This is a genomic window from Streptococcus sp. KHUD_015 (genome assembly GCF_051106265.1).
Classification (GTDB): Bacteria; Bacillota; Bacilli; order Lactobacillales; family Streptococcaceae; genus Streptococcus.
The window spans coordinates 2,005,800-2,028,690 of sequence record NZ_CP193665.1 but is presented as its reverse complement, the minus strand read 5'-3'; the positions used below and the strand labels follow the sequence as shown (position 1 = coordinate 2,028,690).

21 protein-coding genes are annotated in these 22,891 nt (G+C 39.2%); 14 read left to right on the top strand and 7 right to left on the bottom strand.

Going from position 1 to position 22,891, the window contains the following annotated elements:
• Window positions 1–7: 7 nt before the first annotated feature.
• The 4 genes from ACORHU_RS09660 to ACORHU_RS09645 all read left to right on the top strand — a co-directional run bounded on the left by ACORHU_RS09660 (window position 8) and on the right by ACORHU_RS09645 (window position 3,734).
• Entirely contained in the window at window positions 8–649 is a 642-nt protein-coding gene (locus ACORHU_RS09660) for a lysostaphin resistance A-like protein (protein ID WP_434364456.1), read from the top strand.
• A gap of 17 nt (window positions 650–666) precedes the next feature.
• The gene (locus tag ACORHU_RS09655) at window positions 667–897 is read left to right on the top strand and encodes a hypothetical protein (protein ID WP_033682917.1); all 231 of its coding nucleotides are present in this window, start codon (window positions 667–669) and stop codon (window positions 895–897) included.
• Window positions 898–1,051: 154 nt separating this feature from the next.
• Window positions 1,052–2,815, top strand: coding sequence for an aspartate--tRNA ligase (gene aspS / locus ACORHU_RS09650; protein ID WP_314436747.1), 1,764 nt, complete (start codon window positions 1,052–1,054; stop codon window positions 2,813–2,815).
• Entirely contained in the window at window positions 2,793–3,734 is a 942-nt protein-coding gene (locus ACORHU_RS09645; protein WP_434364455.1) for a YitT family protein, read from the top strand. Before aspS ends, ACORHU_RS09645 begins: the two co-directional genes overlap by 23 nt.
• Window positions 3,735–3,763: 29 nt before the next feature.
• On the opposite strand, the gene ACORHU_RS09640 is transcribed toward ACORHU_RS09645, so the two are convergent.
• The 5 genes from ACORHU_RS09640 to ACORHU_RS09620 form a co-directional block, all read right to left on the bottom strand.
• Entirely contained in the window at window positions 3,764–4,750 is a 987-nt protein-coding gene (locus ACORHU_RS09640) for a LacI family DNA-binding transcriptional regulator (RefSeq protein WP_434364454.1), read from the bottom strand.
• A 9-nt stretch (window positions 4,751–4,759) separates the two neighbouring features.
• Entirely contained in the window at window positions 4,760–5,560 is an 801-nt protein-coding gene (locus ACORHU_RS09635) for a DUF1189 domain-containing protein (protein ID WP_434364453.1), read from the bottom strand.
• A 145-nt stretch (window positions 5,561–5,705) separates the two neighbouring features.
• The gene (locus ACORHU_RS09630; RefSeq protein WP_125451573.1) at window positions 5,706–6,548 is read right to left on the bottom strand and encodes a sugar ABC transporter permease; all 843 of its coding nucleotides are present in this window, start codon (window positions 6,546–6,548) and stop codon (window positions 5,706–5,708) included.
• Between the two features lies 1 nt (window position 6,549).
• Window positions 6,550–7,842 (bottom strand): carbohydrate ABC transporter permease, encoded by a 1,293-nt coding sequence (locus ACORHU_RS09625; protein ID WP_173277313.1) that lies wholly within the window; start codon window positions 7,840–7,842, stop codon window positions 6,550–6,552.
• A 111-nt stretch (window positions 7,843–7,953) separates the two neighbouring features.
• Complete coding sequence (locus ACORHU_RS09620; RefSeq protein WP_434364452.1) at window positions 7,954–9,225, bottom strand: extracellular solute-binding protein; 1,272 nt, start codon at window positions 9,223–9,225, stop codon at window positions 7,954–7,956.
• 476 nt (window positions 9,226–9,701) lie between these two features.
• Here ACORHU_RS09620 and malQ point away from each other — a divergent pair, with 476 nt between their 5' ends.
• From malQ to ACORHU_RS09580, 8 genes are all read left to right on the top strand, one after another.
• Entirely contained in the window at window positions 9,702–11,219 is a 1,518-nt protein-coding gene (malQ, locus tag ACORHU_RS09615) for a 4-alpha-glucanotransferase (RefSeq protein WP_434364451.1), read from the top strand.
• A 25-nt stretch (window positions 11,220–11,244) separates the two neighbouring features.
• Complete coding sequence (glgP, locus tag ACORHU_RS09610) at window positions 11,245–13,503, top strand: glycogen/starch/alpha-glucan family phosphorylase (RefSeq protein WP_265476797.1); 2,259 nt, start codon at window positions 11,245–11,247, stop codon at window positions 13,501–13,503.
• A gap of 241 nt (window positions 13,504–13,744) precedes the next feature.
• Window positions 13,745–14,647 carry a helix-turn-helix domain-containing protein gene (locus ACORHU_RS09605; protein ID WP_434364450.1) on the top strand — a complete coding sequence of 301 codons (903 nt, stop codon included), beginning with the start codon at window positions 13,745–13,747 and terminating at the stop codon, window positions 14,645–14,647.
• A gap of 152 nt (window positions 14,648–14,799) precedes the next feature.
• On the top strand, window positions 14,800–15,696 hold the full coding sequence (locus ACORHU_RS09600; protein WP_434364449.1) for a helix-turn-helix domain-containing protein: 897 nt from the start codon (window positions 14,800–14,802) through the stop codon (window positions 15,694–15,696).
• Window positions 15,697–15,854: 158 nt separating this feature from the next.
• Window positions 15,855–16,076: a hypothetical protein gene (locus tag ACORHU_RS09595; RefSeq protein ID WP_061759704.1), complete on the top strand. Its 222-nt coding sequence runs from the start codon at window positions 15,855–15,857 to the stop codon at window positions 16,074–16,076.
• A 41-nt stretch (window positions 16,077–16,117) separates the two neighbouring features.
• Window positions 16,118–16,942: an ABC transporter ATP-binding protein gene (locus ACORHU_RS09590; protein ID WP_033679543.1), complete on the top strand. Its 825-nt coding sequence runs from the start codon at window positions 16,118–16,120 to the stop codon at window positions 16,940–16,942.
• Entirely contained in the window at window positions 16,935–17,684 is a 750-nt protein-coding gene (locus tag ACORHU_RS09585; RefSeq protein WP_434364448.1) for an ABC transporter permease, read from the top strand. Before ACORHU_RS09590 ends, ACORHU_RS09585 begins: the two co-directional genes overlap by 8 nt.
• Window positions 17,685–17,849: 165 nt before the next feature.
• A complete protein-coding gene (locus ACORHU_RS09580; protein WP_000265676.1) occupies window positions 17,850–18,056 on the top strand; it encodes a hypothetical protein in 207 nt (68 codons plus the stop codon).
• Between the two features lie 105 nt (window positions 18,057–18,161).
• Here the strand turns inward: ACORHU_RS09580 and ACORHU_RS09575 are convergent, their stop codons facing one another.
• On the bottom strand, window positions 18,162–19,010 hold the full coding sequence (locus tag ACORHU_RS09575; RefSeq protein ID WP_265476794.1) for a putative RNA methyltransferase: 849 nt from the start codon (window positions 19,008–19,010) through the stop codon (window positions 18,162–18,164).
• 151 nt (window positions 19,011–19,161) lie between these two features.
• Between ACORHU_RS09575 and ACORHU_RS09570 the strand changes: the two genes are divergently transcribed.
• Both ACORHU_RS09570 and ACORHU_RS09565 read left to right on the top strand, forming a co-directional pair.
• Window positions 19,162–19,440, top strand: coding sequence for a DUF6110 family protein (locus ACORHU_RS09570; protein ID WP_000910903.1), 279 nt, complete (start codon window positions 19,162–19,164; stop codon window positions 19,438–19,440).
• A gap of 1 nt (window position 19,441) precedes the next feature.
• A complete protein-coding gene (locus ACORHU_RS09565; protein WP_434364447.1) occupies window positions 19,442–21,505 on the top strand; it encodes a heavy metal translocating P-type ATPase in 2,064 nt (687 codons plus the stop codon).
• Between the two features lie 77 nt (window positions 21,506–21,582).
• Here ACORHU_RS09565 and tyrS read toward each other — a convergent pair whose 3' ends face one another.
• The gene (tyrS, locus tag ACORHU_RS09560) at window positions 21,583–22,839 is read right to left on the bottom strand and encodes a tyrosine--tRNA ligase (RefSeq protein WP_434364446.1); all 1,257 of its coding nucleotides are present in this window, start codon (window positions 22,837–22,839) and stop codon (window positions 21,583–21,585) included.
• Window positions 22,840–22,891 lie beyond the last annotated feature (52 nt).

Here is a 22,891-nt window from a genome sequence, read left to right as displayed (position 1 = left end):
GAACTTTATGAAACTACTTAAAAACCTTGGCTGGTTTCTTCTAGCTGTTCTATCCTTTTTATTCATCTATGGCTTCATTCAGGTGCTCGCGACTACGTCGCTTGCCTTAGGCGCTTCACCCTATGCTACTACCTTGCTCTATGTGGCCTTGGCTGGAGTATATGTGTACGTCATTTATAAATGGTACCAGAAAGCTCCTGTCCATATTGAGAAGAGTGGTTTTAACCGATTTATTTGGCTCCCTGCCTTGGTTTGGTTCTTATCTCTTGTCGTTCAATTTTTCCTACCAAATGATCCTTCGGTAAATCAGCAAACAGCGACAGACCTGACCTTGGCTCAGCCACTTTTTTCATTCTTTGCTATTAATATTTTTGCTCCTTTGACGGAAGAACTCATCTTTAGAGGGATGTTAGCACGCTATCTCTTTCCTAAGCAGGAGAATAGCAAACAAACTCTGCTTTTCCTTCTGGTATCGAGTGTTCTGTTTGCTTTGATTCATTCTCCAGGAACTTTGCAACAGTTTTTAGTTTATGCTAGTCTTGGTTTTAGCTTGGGCTTGGCTTATATTAGCAGAAAAGGTCTGGTCTACAGTATTTCTCTACATGCTTTGAATAATTTAGTCAGCTTTTTGATGATTCTCATGCTATAATAGAGTCAGGAGGTCACATGAAACGAGTAATTTTATTAGCAGTGATTCAGGCAGTTGTTCTATTTTTTATCATTGGGGCGCTAGCTTATGCCTTCAAAGGTGATTTCTTCTACAGCCATCTAGCAGTAGTCTTTGCCCCTATTGCTGGTATCTGGCGTTTTGGGACGGCTTACACAACGGAAATCGTCTTGCCTCGAAAGGCAGCTGAAATCGCTGAAAAGCGTAAAGCAGGCAAAAATTCAAAATAAAAGAGTCCGATGAAGTTCATCGGATTTTTGTATGGACGCTAATTTTTAGGGTCGTCACTGGATTTTTAAAGACTGGTAAACTTTTCTGCTGATTTTCATGAAGAGCCTGCGCTTTTATGGTAAAATAGTAACAGAATAAAAGAGGAGAGAAAAAATGAAACGTAGTATGTATGCTGGTCGTGTTCGTGAGGAACACATCGGACAAGAAATAACCTTGAAAGGATGGGTAGGCCGTCGTCGTGACCTTGGTGGTTTGATCTTTATCGATCTTCGTGACCGTGAAGGAATCATGCAGTTGGTTATCAACCCTGAAAAAGTATCTGCAGAGGTTATGGCAACAGCTGAAAGCCTTCGTAGTGAATTTGTTATCGAGGTGACTGGACAGGTCGCTGCGCGTGAGCAAGCCAATGATAAGTTGCCAACTGGTGCAGTTGAGTTGAATGTGACAGCTTTGACAGTGCTTAATACAGCTAAGACAACACCATTTGAGATTAAAGATGGGATTGAGGCTAATGACGATACGCGTTTGCGTTACCGTTACCTTGACCTTCGTCGTCCAGAAATGTTGGAAAATCTGAAACTTCGTGCTAAGGTGACCCACTCTATTCGTAACTACTTGGATGAGTTGGAGTTTATCGACGTGGAGACACCATTCCTTTCTAAGTCAACGCCTGAAGGGGCGCGTGACTATTTGGTACCATCTCGTGTCAATAAAGGGCATTTTTACGCGCTTCCTCAAAGTCCACAAATCACGAAACAGCTCTTGATGAATGCTGGTTTTGACCGTTACTACCAAATCGTAAAATGTTTCCGTGATGAGGACTTGCGTGGAGACCGCCAGCCTGAGTTTACCCAGGTCGACTTGGAAACATCCTTCCTTACTGAGCAAGAAATCCAAGATATCACAGAAGGTTTGATTGCGCGCGTCATGAAAGAAACTAAAGGCATTGAAGTGACGCTTCCATTCCCTCGTATGAAATACGATGACGCTATGGCTCTTTACGGTTCTGACAAGCCAGATACTCGTTTTGACATGTTGCTTCAAGACTTGACAGAAGTGGTCAAAGGTGTTGACTTCAAAGTCTTTTCAGAAGCACCTGCTGTAAAAGCCATTGTGGTCAAAGGAGCTGCGGACAACTATTCACGTAAAGACATCGACAAGATGACAGAAGTAGCCAAACAATATGGTGCCAAAGGTCTTGCTTGGGTCAAGGTTGTTGATGGAGAATTAAATGGACCAGTTGCTAAGTTCTTGACTGGCATCCAAGCAGAATTGACAACAGCGCTTGCTCTTGAAGATAAGGATTTGGTTCTCTTTGTGGCAGATACGCTTGAAGTGGCCAATGCAACTCTTGGTGCCCTTCGTGGACGTATTGCCAAGGAGCTTGGCTTGATTGATAACGATAAATTTAACTTCCTTTGGGTAGTTGACTGGCCAATGTTTGAATGGTCTGAAGAAGAAGGTCGTTACATGAGTGCCCACCATCCGTTCACCCTTCCACAGGAAGAGACAGCTCACGAATTAGAAGGTGATTTGGCTAAGGTTCGTGCCATTGCTTACGATATCGTCTTGAACGGTTACGAACTTGGTGGTGGTAGTCTTCGTATCAACCAAAAAGACCTTCAAGAACGTATGTTCAAGGCTCTTGGTTTCTCATCTGAAGAAGCAAATGACCAGTTTGGTTTCCTTCTTGAAGCCATGGACTATGGTTTCCCACCACACGGTGGTTTGGCTATTGGGCTTGACCGATTTGTCATGCTCTTAGCAGGGGAAGAAAATATTCGTGAAGTCATTGCTTTCCCTAAAAACAATAAGGCAAGTGACCCAATGACACAAGCTCCTTCAACAGTAGCTCTCAAACAACTAGAGGAACTCAGCTTACAAGTAGAAGAAGATGAAACAAGCAAAACGAATTAAGCGGTGGCGCTATTATTTGCGCCGCTTTGCTCATCAGATAAAAATTTTACGTGTCTTACAAAGCATCTCTCGCGAAAAATATGATGAGAAAATTTCGGCCTCTCTGGTCTATGGTTTTTTATCAGCAGTGGCGGTCAATTTCTTTTTCCAACCAGGACATGTGTATTCGAGTGGTGCGACAGGTCTGGCACAGATTATCTCTGCCTTGAGTAATCACTGGTTTGGTTTTCATATTCCAATTTCATTGGCTTTCTACGCTATTAATTTTCCTTTGATGGTTTTAGCTTGGTATCAGATTGGCCATAAGTTCACCGTCTTTACCTTTATCACGGTGTCCATGAGTTCCTTCTTTATCCAGTTTGTCCCTGTGGCGACCTTGACTGAGGATCCCATTATCAATGCCCTTTTTGGGGGTGTTGTCATGGGCTTGGGGATTGGTTTCGCTCTTCGAAATAATATCTCCAGTGGTGGGACGGATATCGTCAGTCTGACCATTCGCAAAAAAACTGGGAAGAATGTCGGTAGTATTTCTTTCTTGGTAAATGGGACTATCATGCTGATAGCAGGTTTGACCTTTGGTTGGAAATACGCTCTTTACTCTATGATTACCATCTTTGTCTCTAGCCGTGTGACAGATGCGGTCTTTACCAAGCAAAAACGGATGCAGGCCATGATTGTGACCAATCATCCAGAGAAAGTAATTGAAAAAATCCATAAAAAATTGCACCGTGGAGCAACTATGATCCACGATGCAGAAGGAACCTATAATCACGAGAAAAAGGCAGTTTTAATCACTGTCATTACACGTGCAGAATTTAATGAATTCAAACAGATTATGAAACAGGTAGACCCAGGCGCCTTTGTCTCTGTATCTGAGAATGTTCATATTCTGGGACGGTTCGTTGAAACAGATAATTAGTGATCAAAAAAACCAGCGCGAGCTGGTTTTTATTTTTCGATAATTTTGTGGGCAATCAACTGGCGATAACAAATTTGTTTATTGCTTTTAGCATCGTTGATAATCTGGAGGATGGTTTCAAGGGAAACACGACCAAGTTCTAAGCTATTGATATCAACATAGGCCGCCAAGTTGAGCTTGGGATTGACCGAGTCAAAGCTGAGAACAGGGACATCCAGTTGGTACTTAGCAATATAGTCACAGACCCCTTCGGCTAGGAGACTATCGGTTGTGATGATAGCATCGATTTGTGGGTCATGCTGAAATAGAAGTTGACTAAATTGATATCCTTTTTCCTCTAGAAATTCATTTGCAAAATAGGTCAGATTGTCATCAAGAGGCAGTTTGTATTGCTTGAGTGCGGATTCGTAACCAGTTAGACGGTCTTGTGTAACGAAGAGTTTCTTAGCACCTCCGATAAAGGCAATTCGTTTGCATCCTTTTTTGATGAAATATTCGGTTGCATCAAAACCAGCTTGGGCATTGTCATTATCGACAAGAGGGATAAAGGGTGAAATGGATTTTCCTAGAATGAGGAAGGGGAACTGCTCTTCAGCCACCAATTTGACCAAGGGATCTTCCTCTTCAGCATAAAGGAAAATCAAACCATCCACACGTTTACCGTAAACCATTTGTGAAATAGCTTTAAGGCGTTCTTTTTCATCTTTACCTGTTGCTATCTGAATGGCATAGTGGTTTTCAGATGCGACTTGAGAGATGCCACGTAGGACTGATGGAAAGAAAGGATTCTGGTAGAAGGCATCTGAGTCGTCAGGAAGGACCAAGCCGATAACTTGGGTATAACTGCTTACCAAACTACGAGCATTAAGGTTAGGGTGGTAATTGAGCTCCTTCATAGCCTTGCGAACGCGTTTTTTTGTTTCGTCGCTAATGGTTGATTTGTTTTGAATAACACGGGTTACGGTTGAAGGCGAAACACCAGCAGCCTTGGCCACGTCTTTAATCGTAACGGGCATAAAAATCTCCTATTTATGGTAATCTGGATCACGGAAATGCGTTTTATAAAAGATAGTGACCAGATACAGAACAAAAAGAATGTTTTGTACAGTAATGAGAGTTGTCATATTTTGGCCAAAGAGTCCCAAAATAAGTGTAATCAGAGTTGGTAATCCTAAACAGTTCAAGATAAAATGGTAGCACTCTTTAAAGGTTTTAAATGAAAAGAGGCGTGATTTCTTAGTGATATAAAGGAGAAGACTAGCCCCTAGAGAGACGATAAAGAAATTCAAACCAAAGAGGAAGCTCGCACCGAGAACTAGAAAGAGACTGATATAGACACGATTCTGCTGGTACCAGTCTTTAGAAATTGCTTGGGTCAAGCTATCTTTACTTTTGAAACTCTCAGTCTCAATCGCTCGGTAAGAGATGCGGATCAGTTCCTTGCTTTCCTTACTGATGACTAGCTCATTCGTATCGAAATGCAGTTGCAAGTCCTTAGGTAATTCCTTGCTTTGGCTTGGACCAATCACAAGAGAAGGCGCTTGACTAGTTGTTCCTGTATAAGTTAAATTGCCATCAACAATTGTAGCATGCTCAGAGAGATCCTGGACAACCTTATCTGTCAATGGTTCATAGACATTATCGATAAAGGTTTCTAGCGGATAAGTCTCCTGGGAGCTGTTTTGAATAGCAATGGGTACCATAGACAAGCTGATAAGGAAGATACTGGTAAAGAGAAGCTGAAACCAGTTGAGTCCGAAACGTTTGGATAGGGGCTTACGAAATCCCCAAATACTTGAAAAATAGGAAAATGGATATGGAAGCATTTGTATCTTTCTAAAAGGTGTTTTCTATATGAGTATTATTATATAGAGAAATGCGCTTTATTTCAAGTCTAGGAGAAAAATTGCTTGTTGTAAGGATATTTTTATAGTCACAAGCTTCAAAATGAAAAAGGGTGGCGGGGATAAATTATCCCTTGTCGCCACCACTTGTAAGTCCTGAAACAAAGTTCTTTTGTAGGAAGAAGAAGAGAATACAGATTGGAAGGGCGATGAGGATAGCACCTGCTGAGAAGTAGGCAATCTTCATGTTTTTCGCATTGTTAACGAAGGTTTGGAGACCTACGGCAACAGTAAAGTATTCTTTCTCACGAAGCAAGAAACTAGAGAGGATGTAGTCCCCAAAAGGTCCCATGAAGGCCCAGAGAGCTTGTACGGCAACCATTGGGCGAACAAGTGGAAGAACAATTTGCCAGAAGCGGCGGAAGTGTCCTGCACCGTCTAGTTTTGCGGATTCGTCTAGAGACATTGGCACTGTATCGAAGTAGCCTTTCATGAGCCAAGCATTCATCGGGATACCACCACCAACGTAGAGGAAGATGAGGAACCAGCTGTGGTTAAGGGCGTTCAACATAAGCGCCATAACGAAGAAGGCTGTCAAAGCGGCCATAGTTGGCACCATTTGGATGATCAAGAAGAAGACCAAACTTTGTTTACGAGCCAAGAAGTTGTAACGGCTGTAGGCATAACCAGCAAGTACGATGATACTTGTTTGAACTACCATGGTAATCAAGGCGATAATCAAAGTGTTGAGGTACCAAGTACCGTACAAGGTTTCAGAGAAGAGCCCTTGGAAGTTAGCAAAACTAAAGTCGACGTTGCTGTCTAGTTTAAAGGCTACTACGTTACCAGTCTTGAAGGCTGACATGATAGTGATCAAAAGTGGATAGATAATCACAATTGATAGACCAATCAGGTAAAGATAAGTAAGGGTTTGAGTCAGTCTACGTTTGAGTTTGATTGATTTATTCATCTTAGACGTCCTCCATATCAAATGCGTGTAGTTTCTTGAATGCGATCATAGAGATTGAGATGACAATGATAGAGATAATCAAGGTAACAGCTGCCGCCATAGAGTATTGAGGAGATGTACCTGTTGTCAAACGGTAAATCCATGAAATCAAGATATCGGTTGAACCAGCTCCACCACCGACACTACCAGGTCCTCCAGCGTTGAAGAGGTACATGATAGAGAAGTTGTTAAAGTTGAAGGTGTATTGGCTAATCAAAGTAGGTGCCGCAACGGCCAAGATCATTGGGAAAGTGATGTTGCGGAATTTTTGCCAAGCATTGGCACCGTCAATATAAGCTGCTTCGTAAAGGTCGTTAGGAATAGATTGCAAGATACCCAAAGTCAAAACGTAGATGTATGGGAATCCAAGCCAACCTTGCATCATAATCAAGGCAATCTTAGTCCAAGTTGGGTCTGTTTTCCAAGGAATAAGAGCACCATCAAGGAAAGGAAGGAATTTAGCCAAGATTGGCAATACTTGAGTGTTAATAGCACCGACACTATCATTAAACATGTTTGAGAATGTCAAGATAGTGATGAAGGCTGGGACAGCCCAAGGAAGAAGGAAAATAACACCAAAGATACGTTTTCCTTTGATAAATGGTTGGTTAGCAATGATAGCTGTGAAGATACCGATGACGATTTGTAAAGTTGAGGCAGCCAAAGCCCAGATGATAGTCCAAGAAAGAACGGCACCGAAGGCAGAACGGAAGGTACTCAAACTCCAGATGTTCGTAAAGTTGGTTAAACCAACCCAGTCCAACAATTTGTTTGGTGGTAAGTGTTGGAAGTCATAGTTAGTAAAGGCGATCATCAAGGTTACGATAACTGGGAAGATAATCGCGAAAGTCATGGCAACATAAGATGGAATGATCAAGAGGTAAGGGAAACCATTTTCATAGATTCCTTTGATCATATCTTTGAGGCTACGTGGAACTGGAATACCATTGTTAATGCGTTTTGCGATTGTATGTGCATCTTTGATATTTGCGAAATAAAAGAGCACATAAACGACTACAAAGATTAAATGGAAGGCACCGCGAATCAGCATGAAGAGGGAATTATCACGACCTGGTTTGTCACCAAGAGTAATGAGATTGCTCAATTCAGGGGCTGCAAGTGCTAGGAAATAAAGGACGAAGACAAGGGTTACACCAAGGAAGATAAAACCTTTGGCTTTTTGCTTATTGTAAATCTGTCCTAACCCAGGAATGATAGACAGCAGGGCTGCTTTACTAGGTTGTTGCTTTTCCATAATAACTCCTTTCATAGGATACTGGTTTCTAATTAAAACCCAAACTATATATGTTTTCTATTGATAAATTCAAAGGGGGATTTGAATTCCACCCCCCTTGAACAAATTTTTTTATTCACCAAATTTTTGTTTGATTGTTTCTTTGATCAATGTTACAGCATCGTTAGCAGCTGTTTTAGCATCTTTCTTACCACTTACAGAGTCAAAGAGCATGTTAGCAGCTGGTTCCCAAACTGCAGACATTTGAGAGATGTTTGGCATTGGTTGAGCGTTTTTGAACTGTTTGATAACAGCTGTTGTCAACTCATCGTTTTTACCTTCAGCGTATGAACGTGCTTCAGTGTTAGCTGGGATTTCGTTAGTCTTATCGTAGAAGGCTTTTTGTTGTTCAGTTGAAACAAGGAAGTCTACAAATTTTTGTGCGCCTTCAAGGTTTTTAGTGCTTGATGGGATAATCCAAGCTTTACCACCACCGAATGCTGCGTAGTCTTTTCCGTTTGGAAGAGTTGGGATAGTTGCAACACCGTAGTTTACTTTAGCATCTTTGAATGCTTGAGCTTTCCAAGGTCCGTCGATGATAGCAGCTGTTTTACCTTCTTGGAATTGAGTTTGGATTAAGTTTCCAGCAGCTGTACCATCTTGCATACCTTTAGGCCATTTTTCGTACCAAGATTTAGCGTAGTTGATACCTGCGATAGAACCGTCGTTTGCAAGACCGATGTCTTTAGCGTCTTTACCGTTTTGGCCGAATACGTAAGCACCGTTACCAGCAAGAAGTCCGTATGCATAGTAGAAGTTTGTCCAGTCAGCTAGGAAAGCAGAAGTTTTTCCATCTTCACCAGCGAATGCGTATTTGCTATCTTTAGCAAGTTCTTCTAATTCAGCAAAAGTTTTTGGAGCGTCTTTTACCAAGTCTTTGTTGTAGTACATAACAAGTGACTCGATAACAGCAGGAGCACCGTAAACTTTACCGTCAGCAGCTGTTACAAGAGATTTAGTTTTATCATCTGTTTTAGCGCCGTCGCTCAATTTAACTTCTGAAAGTTGTCCGTCAGTACCAAGGCTACCTACACGGTCGTATGGAGCCATCATAACGTCAGCAGCTTGACCCGATTGGTTGTCAAGAGAAAGTTTGTCAAGACCACCAAGTTGGTCACCAGATTTGATGTTAACTTTTGTTCCTGATTCTTTTTCATAAGCCTTAGCAACTGTTTCAGCGAAAGCTTTGTACTGGTCTTCAACGTAAAGAGTGATTTCTTTACCTTCAGATGAACCAGCATCAGCAGCTTTATCAGCAGTTTTGCTTCCGCAAGCTACCAAAAGCAAGCTAGCAAGTGTAACAGTTCCAAGAACAGCAGCGCTCTTCATGAATTTAGATGACATAGTGTATTCCTCCTAAAGAATAACAAATTTTATAATGAGGAAACGCAAACGTTTTCCTTTATGGGACTAGTATAACACAAACAGAAAGCGGTTGCAAGTGTTTTTTATAAAAAAATTAAAAAAATTGTAGAAAATGGTAAACGCTTTATCCTTCTATAATAGAAGAAAAGTCGAAAATGATTCTTATCTTAAGATTTTAAAAAAGTAGAGAAAACGATTGCTTAATTTTCAAATAGAAATGAGATGAGAAGTTTCAAATTTTGTTAGAGAATAAGTTAAGCAATACTGGCATTCCGATTCTATTTATCTTCTCAAGAATATATATACTAGTATGAAGAAAAATTTTTAAAAAAATAATCAAAAAAGTTTTTTAAAACCGCTTGCATTTATCAAAAAAATGCGATATACTTATTTCAACGCAAACGTTTGCGTTAGTGAAAATGAAACAAGAACTATAAACACATGAGGTGCTTATTATGAAAAAACGTCAAAGTGGTGTGTTGATGCACATTTCTTCTCTTCCAGGAGCATACGGAATCGGATCATTTGGTAAAAGTGCTTACGACTTCGTTGATTTCTTGGTTCGCACAAAACAACGTTACTGGCAAATCCTTCCACTAGGAACAACTAGTTACGGAGACTCTCCTTACCAATCTTTCTCAGCCTTCGCAGGGAATACTCATTTTATCGATTTAGATATCTTGGTGGAACAAGGCTTGTTGGAAGCAAGTGACCTTGAAGGAGTTGACTTTGGTAGCGATGCGTCTGAAGTTGATTATGCGAAAATCTACTATGCACGTCGTCCTCTTTTAGAAAAAGCAGTAAAACGTTTCTTTGAAGTAGGAGATGTTAAAGATTTTGAGAAATTTACTCAAGACAACCAATCATGGCTTGAACTCTTTGCAGAGTATATGGCTATTAAAGAGCATTTTGACAATCTTGCTTGGACAGAATGGCCAGATGCAGATGCTCGTACTCGTAAAACCTCAGCACTTGAAAGCTACCGTGAGCAATTGGCAGATAAGTTGGTTTACCACCGTGTGACTCAATACTTCTTCTTCCAACAATGGTTGAAATTGAAAGCTTACGCTAACGATAACCACATCGAAATCGTTGGGGACATGCCAATCTACGTAGCGGAAGATTCAAGCGATATGTGGGCAAATCCACATCTCTTCAAGACAGATGTCAACGGTAAGGCAACTTGTATCGCAGGATGCCCACCAGATGAATTTTCTGCAACTGGTCAACTTTGGGGTAACCCAATCTATGACTGGGAAGCAATGGACAAAGACGACTACAAATGGTGGATTGAACGCTTGCGTGAAAGCTTCAAAATCTACGATATCGTTCGTATCGACCACTTCCGTGGTTTTGAATCTTACTGGGAAATCCCTGCTGGTTCCGATACAGCAGCACCTGGTGAATGGGTCAAAGGTCCTGGCTACAAGCTCTTTGCAGCCGTTAAGGAAGAACTTGGTGAGCTAAACATCATCGCTGAAGACCTTGGCTTCATGACTGATGAAGTTATCGAATTGCGTGAACGTACTGGCTTCCCAGGAATGAAGATTCTTCAATTTGCTTTCAACCCAGAAGACGAAAGCATCGATAGCCCACACTTGGCACCTGCTAACTCAGTTATGTACACAGGAACACACGATAACAATACGGTTCTTGGTTGGTACCGTAACGAGATCGATGATGCGACTCGTGAATACATGGCTCGCTACACTAACCGTAAAGAATACGAAACAGTGCCACATGCTATGCTTCGTACCGTCTTTTCATCAGTTAGCTTCATGGCAATTGCGACTATGCAAGATTTGCTAGAATTGGATGAGACAGCTCGTATGAACTTCCCATCTACTCTTGGTGGAAACTGGTCTTGGCGTATGACTGAAGATCAATTGACACCAGCTGTCGAGGAAGGCTTGCTTGACTTGACAACAATCTATCGCCGAATCAATGAAAATTTGGTAGAATTAAAGAAATAATACAATATCAGGAGACACCTTAAACATGTTATCACTACAAGAATTTGTACAAAATCGTTACAATAAAACCATTGCAGAATGTAGCAATGAAGAGCTTTACCTGGCTCTTCTTAACTACAGCAAGCTTGCAAGTAGCAAAAAACCAGTTAACACTGGTAAGAAAAAAGTTTACTACATCTCAGCTGAGTTCTTGATTGGTAAACTTTTGTCAAACAACTTGATCAACCTTGGTCTTTACGACAATGTCAAAAAAGAACTTGCAGCTGCAGGTAAAGACTTGATTGAAGTTGAAGAAGTTGAATTGGAACCATCTCTTGGTAATGGTGGTTTGGGACGTTTGGCTGCTTGCTTTATCGACTCAATTGCGACTCTTGGTTTGAACGGTGACGGTGTTGGTCTTAACTACCACTTTGGTCTATTCCAACAAGTTCTTAAAAACAACCAACAAGAAACAATTCCAAATGCATGGTTGACAGAGCAAAACTGGTTGGTTCGCTCAAGCCGTAGCTACCAAGTACCATTTGCTCACTTCACATTGACATCAACTCTTTACGATATCGATGTACCTGGTTACAAGACAGAAACTAAGAACCGCTTGCGTTTGTTTGACTTGGATTCAGTTGATTCTTCTATCATTAAAGACGGTATCAACTTTGATAAAACAGATATCGCTCGCAACTTGACTCTTTTCCTTTACCCAGATGATAGTGACCGTCAAGGTGAATTGCTCCGTATCTTCCAACAATACTTTATGGTTTCAAACGGTGCGCAATTGATCATCGAAGAAGCAATCGAAAAAGGAAGTAACTTGCATGACCTTGCTGACTACGCAGTTGTCCAAATCAACGATACTCACCCATCAATGGTTATTCCTGAGTTGATCCGTCTTTTGACTGCTCGTGGTATCGAACTTGACGAAGCAATCTCAATCGTTCGTAGCATGACTGCTTACACAAACCACACAATCCTTGCTGAAGCCCTTGAAAAATGGCCTCTTGAATTCTTGCAAGAAGTGGTTCCTCACTTGGTACCAATCATCGAAGAATTGGATCGTCGCGTGAAAGCAGAATATAAAGATCCAGCTGTTCAAATTATCGATGAGAGCGGACGTGTTCACATGGCCCACATGGATATCCACTACGGATACAGCGTTAACGGGGTTGCAGCACTTCACACTGAAATCTTGAAGAACTCTGAGTTGAAAGCTTTCTACGACCTTTACCCAGAAAAATTCAACAACAAAACAAACGGTATCACTTTCCGTCGTTGGCTCATGCATGCTAACCCAAGATTGTCTCACTACTTGGATGAGATTCTTGGAGAAGGTTGGCACCATGAAGCAGATGAGCTTGAAAAACTTTTGTCTTATGAAGACAAAGCAGCTGTCAAAGAAAAATTGGAAAGCATCAAGGCTCACAACAAACGTAAATTGGCTCGTCACTTGAAAGAACACCAAGGTGTGGAAATCAATCCAAACTCTATATTTGACATCCAAATCAAACGTCTTCACGAGTACAAACGCCAACAAATGAACGCTTTGTACGTTATCCACAAATACCTTGACATCAAAGCTGGTAACATCCCTGCTCGTCCAATCACAATCTTCTTTGGTGGTAAAGCAGCTCCAGCCTACACAATCGCTCAAGACATCATCCACTTGATCCTTTGCATGTCAGAAGTTATTGCTAATGATCCAGCAGTAGCTCCACACTTGCAAGTCGTTATGGTTGAAAACTACAACGTTACTGCAGCAAGCTTCCTTATCCCAGCATGTGATATCTCAGAACAAATCTCACTTGCTTCTAAAGAAGCTTCAGGTACTGGTAACATGAAATTCATGTTGAACGGAGCTTTGACTCTTGGTACTATGGACGGTGCTAACGTGGAAATCGCTGAGTTGGTTGGCGACGAAAACATTTACATCTTCGGTGAGGATTCAGAAACTGTTATCGATCTTTACGCAAAAGCAGCTTATAAATCAAGTGAATTCTACGCTCGTGAAGCTATCAAACCATTGGTTGACTTCATCGTTAGCGATGCAGTTCTTGCAGCTGGAAACAAAGAGCGCTTGGAACGTCTTTACAATGAATTGATCAACAAAGACTGGTTCATGACTCTTCTTGACTTAGAAGACTACATCAAAGTGAAAGAGCAAATGCTTGCTGACTACGAAGACCGTGACGCATGGTTGGATAAAGTCATCGTCAACATTGCTAAAGCAGGATTCTTCTCATCTGACCGTACAATCGCTCAGTATAACGAAGATATCTGGCACTTGAACTAAGATACAAATTCATACTAATACATTTTGTAAAAAAGCGAGTTTCGATTAAAATTCGCTTTTTTTGAATGCTTGACTAGAAATAGACCTCAGATACTATATTTGAATGGATTACTTATATAAGATAGTTGCTTAAAACTATTCGTTATAATTATTTTTCTGAAAATTGTAGGAAAGTGTGTTAAAATGGAAACGTATACAAGTAATTATTTGAATGTCAAATTAGAATTTGAAGAGGCGCATTATGAGTAATTTAGAAATAGGGAAACGGATTCGTACTTTACGGACTGAAAAAGGACTGAGTAGAGAAGTCTTTTGTGGAGATGAAAAAGAACTTACTGTTCGTCAGTTGGGTCGAATTGAAACAGGAAATAACTTACCCAGTTTAGCGAAACTAGATTATATAGCTGGAGTGCTAGGAATTCCGATGTCTCAGTTAATCGACGAGGGCTCGCTAATTGTTCCTAAAGAGTATTTAAAACTAAAAACGAAATTGATTCGTCAATCTATTCATGGAGATGAAGAAAAAGTCCGTCAGCGTGAGGCTATCTTTGAAGATATTCAGGAACATTTTTATGATCAACTCCCTGAGGATGAACAAGTAGCAGTTGAGGTTCTACAAGCCATTGATGATGTATATGTTTCTGAAAATGTTGAATTTGGAGAGGGCTTGATTGAGGAATATTTCAATCAAACTTTGCTACAAACGGAGTATTCTGTAAATGATTTATTGATCTTATATTTATATTTTTTATCAAATGCTATTAGTTTTAAACGAAACGATGACGTTTTAAAAAAAGTAAGAAATAACATCGTGACTATAATTGACTGTTCAAATAATACTTACATGCATCTGTTACAAAGAGTATTAATTGCAATACTGTTGTATCAATTGAGGAACGAATACTACGAAGATATCTCTGTCATTTTTAGTTTTCTAAGAGAAATTATGATGGAAATTCAAGATTCAAACTTAAAACCAACGGTAGACTACCTTGAAGCCAAATATTACCTATACGGGGAAAAAGATAAAGAAAAAGCCCTGCAATACTATGAAAAAGCTATCAGTGGAGCAGAATTTTTTAATGATATGAATTTCAAAAATCGAGTGATAGAGGAGATGAAAGAAGAGTTTCCTGATATGTAAAAAAACTCTTTGTTCATTATGAAGGGATGCTGATAGGCAATATGGGGAGTTTTGTTAGTAAGAATTTAATATATTTGAGGTAATAGTTGATAACAAATAGTCATAACTACTTTTATTTGCCGTGTGCAAAAGTCTATTTATAGAGGAATGAGATGAAAAATTTAGAAATAGGGAAACGAATTCGTACCTTACGAACTGAAAAGGGATTGAGTAGGGAAGCCTTTTGTGGAGATGAAAAAGAACTTACTGTTCGTCAGTTGGGCCGAATTGAAACTGGAAATAATTTGCCCAGTTTAGCGAAACTAGACTATATAGCCAAAGTATTGGGAGTTCCCATATCTCAGTTAATTGACGAGGGATTGTTAATTGTTCCTAAAGAGTATTTAAAACTAAAAACGAAATTGATTCGTCAATCTATTCATGGAGATGAAGAAAAAATCCGTCAACGCGAGGATATCTTTGAAGAAATTCAGGAACGTTTTTATGACCAACTTCCTGAAGATGAGCAAGTAGCAGTTGAAGTTTTACAAGCTATTGATGATGTGTATGTTTCTGAAAACTCTGATTTTGGAGAAGGTTTGATCGAGGAATACTTTGAGCAGTTACTTTTAAAAACAAATTATGACACCAATGACTTACTGATTTTACACCTATATTTTTTAAAGTGCACTTTGAATGCCAAGCCAATTGATGATGTATTTGAAAATATCTATTCTAACATCTTAGGGCAAAATAATTTCTCTGATGTCATCTATATTCATTTGATTCAAAGGGTTATTGTATCAATTGTTTTATATCACTTTAATATTGAATATTATGATTTAATGCCTCAAACGCTAAGTGCTGTACGAGAAATAATAGATGAAGTCCAAGATTTTGCTTTACTACCTACAGTAGATTTTTTTGAAGCCAAATATTATATTCATACTAATCAGAATAAAGATCTTGCTTTGGACTACTATAATAAAGCAATAAACGGATCGGAATTATTAAATGATAAATCATTTAGGGATAGAGTGATAGAAGAAAAAAATAAGGATTTTCCATAATTTCAATTTAAAAACAGGACATAAATGTCAGTGGACATAAATGTCCTGTTTTTTTACTCTCATAAGGGATATACTGTTATTGTAAATAAGTTAAGAAGAGCGCAGTGCTAGAAACATTTCTATTTAACGGGATGTAGATTAGCAGGCGGGAGGAGACTATGGCAAAAACAATTGACTATTATATGGATGAAAAGTTTGTCAAGAAGGACTATCTGATTATCAAAAATAGTCTCGATAGCAGACGCTTATGTAAAGTAACACTTGATGAGAAGTTGCTAAAATTAGTTCTCTTGCTTCCAAATGAAATGAGAGAAATCAAAATGGACTCCAACTTAAAGCCTAGAATTAGAGTTGTTGACATAACCGATGGGAGTGAGTGAAGCTTCTAAAATAGAAATTAAAATTAGAAAGAGGTAATACAATGATTAAGGTAGAAAGAGTTACAAAGCGATTTGGAGATAATATTGCTTTAAATCAAATTAGTTTTTCAATAAACGAAGGAGAAATTTTTGGATTCCTAGGTCCATCTGGTTCAGGGAAAACAACAATGATCAATATTCTGACAGGACAGCTACAGGCTAACAGCGGAAAGACAGAATTATTAGGGAAAGATTCTCAAAAATTACTTCCGTCAGATTTTGAAGAGTTAGGCTTAGTAGGTGACACAAGTGGTTATTACGAAAAATTAAGTTTGTACAATAACTTGTTGCTATTTGCAAGACTATACGGAGTTTCAAAATCTCGAATTGAAGAAATTCTAAAACAAGTTGGTCTGTATGATAGTAAAGACACTCCAGCTGAGAAGCTTTCTACAGGAATGCGTCAACGAATGCTTTTAGCTCGTGCTTTAATCAATTACCCTAAAGTTCTATTTTTAGATGAACCTACAAGTGGGTTAGATCCCACCACCTCAAAGAAGATTCACAAATTACTACAGGAGTTAAAGGAAAGAGGAACAACCATTTTCTTAACTACTCATGATATGAATGAGGCGACTTTATTATGTGATAACCTAGCTCTTTTGAATAAAGGTGATCTTATTGAACAAGGAAGCCCAGGCGAAATTATCCAAAAATACAACACGGAAAAGAATGTTGCAGTAACCTATAGTGATTCTACTAAAAAGGTGGTGCGCTTTGAAGACTTGCAGCAAGAAGATTATAAAAAAATGATGACGATTCACTCATGTGAACCAACTTTAGAAGATATTTTTATTAAATTGACAGGAGAAAAATTAGATGTTTAAGAGAATTTTAGCCCTTATCTGGTTGAGGACACAAGTATTATTAACAAACAAAAACACTTTGGTACAGGTAGTATTCCCATTCTTTATGGTTCTACTCTTCCAAAATTTTATGAATACAGATGGCACTCAAGGGAAAACACTATTGTTTAGTTCTTTAACAATGGCATTCTCATTTTCTTCTGGGTCAATGATTTCAAACTCTATTGCAGAGGAAAAAGAAAAAAGAATTTTTAAAACACTCATTTTAAGCGGAGTTCGCCGTGGAGAATATCTTGTTTCCGTGTTGTTTTATCCTGTAATCTTTGCCTTGGCTTCAGTTATTTCCTTCCCTATTATGGTTGAAGTGGATTTCGCAAAAGATTATCCTGTATACCTTGTAGTAGCTTCTCTGGTAGCATTATGTACAATCCTCTTAAATTTAGTGATTGGAGCTATTTCAGAGACACAAACTCAGGCTCAGGTTTATGGTTTGATTCCAATGCTTGGTCTCTCATTCTTGCCGATGTTTTCTCAAGTTAGCTCAGAGATCAAGAAATTTATGGACACAACTTTCTTAGGAGTTTATGTAGATTTCTTTAATAAACCAGATTTCAAGTTGAATTTTGACAGTTTGGGGGTCACTTTTGCTTGGGTTGTAGCATTACTTGCCCTTAGTTATTGGGGTTTAAAAAATAAAAAAAGAGTACAGTTTGGAAAATTAACAATTAATCAACTTCAAAAACTGAGTTTTTTTAAAGCTTAGTGTTAGTAAGCTTTGTAAGAAACCTAGTTTAAAACAATAAACCAGCGCTTAAAATGCTGGTTTTATTGTCTTTCAGCTTCGAAATCTACTTAAAAACTACCTTAAATTTCTTGTATTCGCTTACATAAAGTGTTATAATATGATTATAGGAAAGAAGGTGTTCTTATGTGGAAAAAATATTTTTCAAAATATAAATGGACGGATTTATTTTGGATTTTATTTGTTATTTTAACATGCCTCTTGGCGGGTAATAGTAATCTTTACCCCCTTACCCATCAAGAAATCTCTTATCATGGGTGCTTATCGGGAATTACACTTGCCTTATTTCACTTGCTATTTATTGATAAGTTTTTTATTTCGAATCGAAAATAAATGGAGAAGCTAAAAACTTTAAATGTTTTAGACTTTTGGGATAGATAGTTTAAAAATTGAAATTTAAAACCGCATATCTTTTTGAAATGCGGTTTTTTGTGTCAATTATAGTACTTTCCCAACTAGAATCTCAGCCTCAATAGTAATCTCTGTCAGTTGGCTCCAGTCAATCTTAGTCTGGTCGATGTGAAAGAGTAGGGGCGTCATGCTGAGTAGGGCTTGAAGCTGATCTGCTGTAATAGTCTTAGTCAGAGAGGCAGTTTGGCTAGATAGGATGGTAAAGTGTTCTTGGAAATGATTTTTGATATCTTGGTTGGAATAGTCCTTGTTTGTCAGCTGGTCTTGTACCTTCTGACGGATCTCCTTGAGGTGATTTTTAGTTGGAATAACCTTTATCAAGATACCGTCTTTGGATAAAACGCGATGAAATTCTCCATAGTTGGCAGGTGAGAAGATATCAAGCAGGATATCCATGCTGGCGTCTTTTATAGGAAGACGAGCTAAGTCACCAACGAACCAATTGACTGCCCAGTTGGGTTCGCTCTTGGCAGCGATTTGGACGGAATCTTTGGAAATATCAAAGGCATAAAAGGTTTTGTCAGGATGACTTTCTTGGAGTTTGCGAGAATAGAATCCTTCGCCACAGCCGATATCTAAGACTGTGGTGCTAGTTTCTGAACTGGCTAGCAAGTCAGATACAGCCTCTAAGATAGCCTGATAAAATCCAGCCTCTAGGATTTGTTGGCGGTTTTGAAAATTTTCCTTATCGTAGTTGGTAGATTGCTTGATTTGAGGAGCTAGATTGACATAGCCGAATTTCGCCAGGTCAAAAGAATGGCGATTGCTACATTTGAGACTGCTCTCAACCAGAGTCAGCTTTTCTTGGCAGATAGGACAGGCAAAGGCAGTAGCAGAAGCAAAACGTTGAAGTTTGGGTTTGAGATTTGTATTCATAGTTTAAGTGTATCAAAAGAGGCAAATGAAAGCAACTTTAGGAATAAGTAGATGGGAGATTTAGTAGAAATAAAACTAATTCTCCAACTTATGAAATGAAATTGCTTTTATATCTAAATTGCTATATAATAATGATAAGGAGGAAATAAGTATGTTAAAAGAAGTATTAAGCGTCGCAAAAGTTGCGAAAAAATCATCACTCTTTTTGGGTGGTGTCGCATTTGGTACCCTTGGCTTGAAAATCTTAGCAAGTAAGGAAGCTAAAAAAGGTTATTCTAAAGCTTTGGCTAAGGCTTATAAGTTAAAAGACGAGCTAGATGCATCTGTTTCTGTTGTGAAGCAACATGGAGATGATGTCTTGCAAGATGCCAAATATTTGTACGAGCAAGAGAAAAAAGAAGAGCAATTAGATAGCCTTATAGGGGAATAATATGTCTTTTAAAGTGCTACATAAAGGATACCAACATATCCGACTATCATCTTCTTTTTCACTCACCTTGGATATTCAAGACTATCTTCGTTCCTTGGCGAGAGATGAAAAGGGGATTGAGTCTATCCAGTTTTACATGGATCAACAGCACTTTACTCTACGCATAAAAGAAGGCTTTTCTGTATTAGATAATGCAGAAGCCTTTTTAAAAAGAATTGATAAAGGGAAAGTTTCTGAGTTGATGACTCTTCCCATTCGTAGAGAAGAGAGTGCTTATTCTATTGTTTCAGGTGCAGCGATTAAGCGTGTGCTTTTTCGTAGTTTTGTGCCGTATCCTATTCGCTATATATGGACTTGTTATCAGGCTTTGGGTTATATCAGAGAAGCCTATCAAACACTAGCGCGTAAGGAACTAACGATGGAGGTCTTGGACTGTTCGGCGATTTTATTGTCCTTGTTTATGAACCAATCCAAGACGGCAAGTAATATCATGTTTATGCTTGATTTGGGGAATCATTTAGATCAATGGTCCTTGAAAAAAACTGCAACGGATTTAGAACAGAGTCTTCTTGCAAAAGAGAGCGATGTATTCCTAGTACAGGGCGATACGGTTGTTAGTATCAAGAGTTCCGATGTTCAAATAGGAGATGTCTTGGTCCTATCTCAAGGAAATGAAATTCTGTTTGATGGACAAGTAGTTTCAGGTTTAGGTATGGTCAACGAAAGTTCCTTGACGGGAGAGAGTTTTCCAGTTGAAAAAAGAGAATCTGATTTGGTTTGTGCAAATACAGTATTAGAAACTGGAGAGTTACGCATTCGTGTAACCGATAATCAGATGAACAGCCGGATTTTACAACTGATTGAGTTGATGAAGAAATCTGAAGAAAACAAGAAAACGAAACAACGCTATTTCATCAAAATGGCGGACAAGGTCGTCAAATATAATTTCTTGGGGGCTGGGCTAACTTACCTATTGACAGGTTCTTTTTCTAAGGCTATTTCTTTCCTATTAGTCGATTTCTCCTGCGCTTTGAAAATTTCTACTCCGGTAGCTTATTTGGCAGCTATCAAGGAGGGGTTGAACCGTGAAATGGTGATTAAGGATGGAGATGTTCTGGAGAAATATCTGGAAGTTGATACCTTCTTATTTGATAAGACGGGGACAATCACAACTAGCTATCCGATAGTTGAAAAGGTGTTACCTTTTGGGGACTATAGTGAGGAAGATATTCTCAGAATCAGTGCCTGTCTTGAGGAACACATTTATCATCCTATTGCTAATGCCATCGTCAAGCAAGCTGAGATAGAGGGAATTGAACATGAGGAAATGCATGGGAAACTCCAATATATCGCAAGCAAGGGGATCAAATCTCATATAGATGGTCAACCAGTTCTTATTGGGAATTATGTTTTGATGCAGGATGAGCAAATTCATATCAGTTCAGAACAAAATGCTTTAATTGAAGAGTACAAGAGTCACTACAATCTCTTATTCTTGGCTTATCAGAATGAATTGATTGGAATGTTCTGCATTCATACTCCTTTGAGAAAAGAAGCTAAGGCAGCCTTGGAGAAACTGAAGGCACAAGGGAAAAAATTGATTCTGGCAACAGGGGACACCTTGGTTAGGACAAAGGAATTAGTCAAAGATTTGCCCTTTGATCAGGTCTATACAGACTTGAAACCTGATGGGAAATTTGAGTTAGTAGAGGAACTGCAGAAAGCAGGTCACACTATTTTGATGGTTGGAGATGGCTTGAATGACTCAGCGGCTCTAACCCTATCAGATATCGGTGTGGTGATGAATGAGAGTGCAGATATTTCTAAGCAGATGAGTGATATCTTATTGTTAGATAATCGCTTGGATTTCTTCCAAGAGTTGGATTGGCTATCATCATCTTTGCAAACACTCATCAAGAAGAATATTCAAGATACCGTTGTCGTAAATAGTAGTTTGATTGGCTTTGGCTTGTTTAATTGGCTCAGTCCTTCAAATCTCTCTATCTTACATAATCTAACAACCTTACGTATTGTACTGCGTAGCCTGTCTATTAAAAATAGATAGATGAGAGTTATTAACAGCAAAAAGGAGTTACCTTTATTGAGGTTAACTCCTTTGTTTATAGGTAAATGTTGAACAATTTAGTAAGTCAATACAAAGTATTTTTTCTTACCACGACGGATAACAGTCAGTTCGTTCTCTAACTTATCTGCGTCACTCAAGACATAGTCAAGGTCTTGGATGCGGTCGCCGTTGACGTAGATAGCTCCGTTTTGGACGTCTTCACGGGCTTGGCGTTTTGAGTTAACCACACCAGATGAGACGAGCAGTTCCACGATATTGTGATTTTCATCTGATTGAACTTGGTAGTTTGGCACTCCACGAAGTCCTTGTTTGAGCTCTTTGACAGAAAGGTTTTTGATGTTTCCTGCAAAGAGTTGTTCAGTGATGTTGAGGGCTTCTTTGTAGGCTTCTTCGCCGTGAACAAGTGTTACGACTTCACGAGCGAGGATTTTTTGAGCCAAGCGTTCATGTGGAGCTACTTCAAATTGTTTACGGATGTCTTCAATCTCATCAAGTGACAAGAAAGTAAAGATCTTCAAGAAGCGAACAGCGTCAGCGTCCATAACGTTCATCCAGAATTGGTACATTTCATATGGGGAAGTCTTTTCAGGATTGAGCCAGACTGCGTTTCCTTCTGATTTACCAAATTTCTTACCAGTTGCATCTGTGATCAATGGAACAGTGATAACGTGACCAGTTTTATCAGCCTTACGACGAAGCAATTCAGTACCAGCTGTCATATTTCCCCACTGGTCAGAACCACCGATTTGTAGCGTCACATTGTGGTCTTGGTTAAGGACGAAGAAGTCGTAACCTTGCATGATTTGGTAAGCAAACTCAGTGTAAGAAATTCCTGTTTCGATCCGTTTTTTCACAGACTCCTTGCTCATCATGTAGTTGACAGTGAAGTATTTTCCGATATCACGGAGGAAGTCAATGAAGCTGATGCTGCCAAACCAGTCGTAGTTGTTGACCATGACAGCTTTATTTTCACCATTTTCAAAATCAAGAAAGCGAGAAAGTTGTCCTTGGATAGACTTGACCCAGCCATCTACTGTGTCTTTTGTTTGGAGACTACGCTCAGCATCTTTGAAGGACGGATCTCCGATGAGACCTGTAGCACCGCCAACGAGCGCATAAGGTTTGTGACCTGCTAGTTGCAAGCGACGACTTGTCAAGATTGCGACAAGGTGGCCTAGGTGAAGGCTGTCAGCAGTTGGATCGTAGCCAGTATAATAAGAAACTTGACCTTCTTCTAGGGCTTTACGCAAAGCTTCTTCATCAGTCGTTTGAAAAATCAAACCACGCTCTTTTAGCTCATCAAAAATGTGCATGTGTCTTTTCTCCTTTTTAAAATTATTGTTTCTAACTATTGTATCACAAACT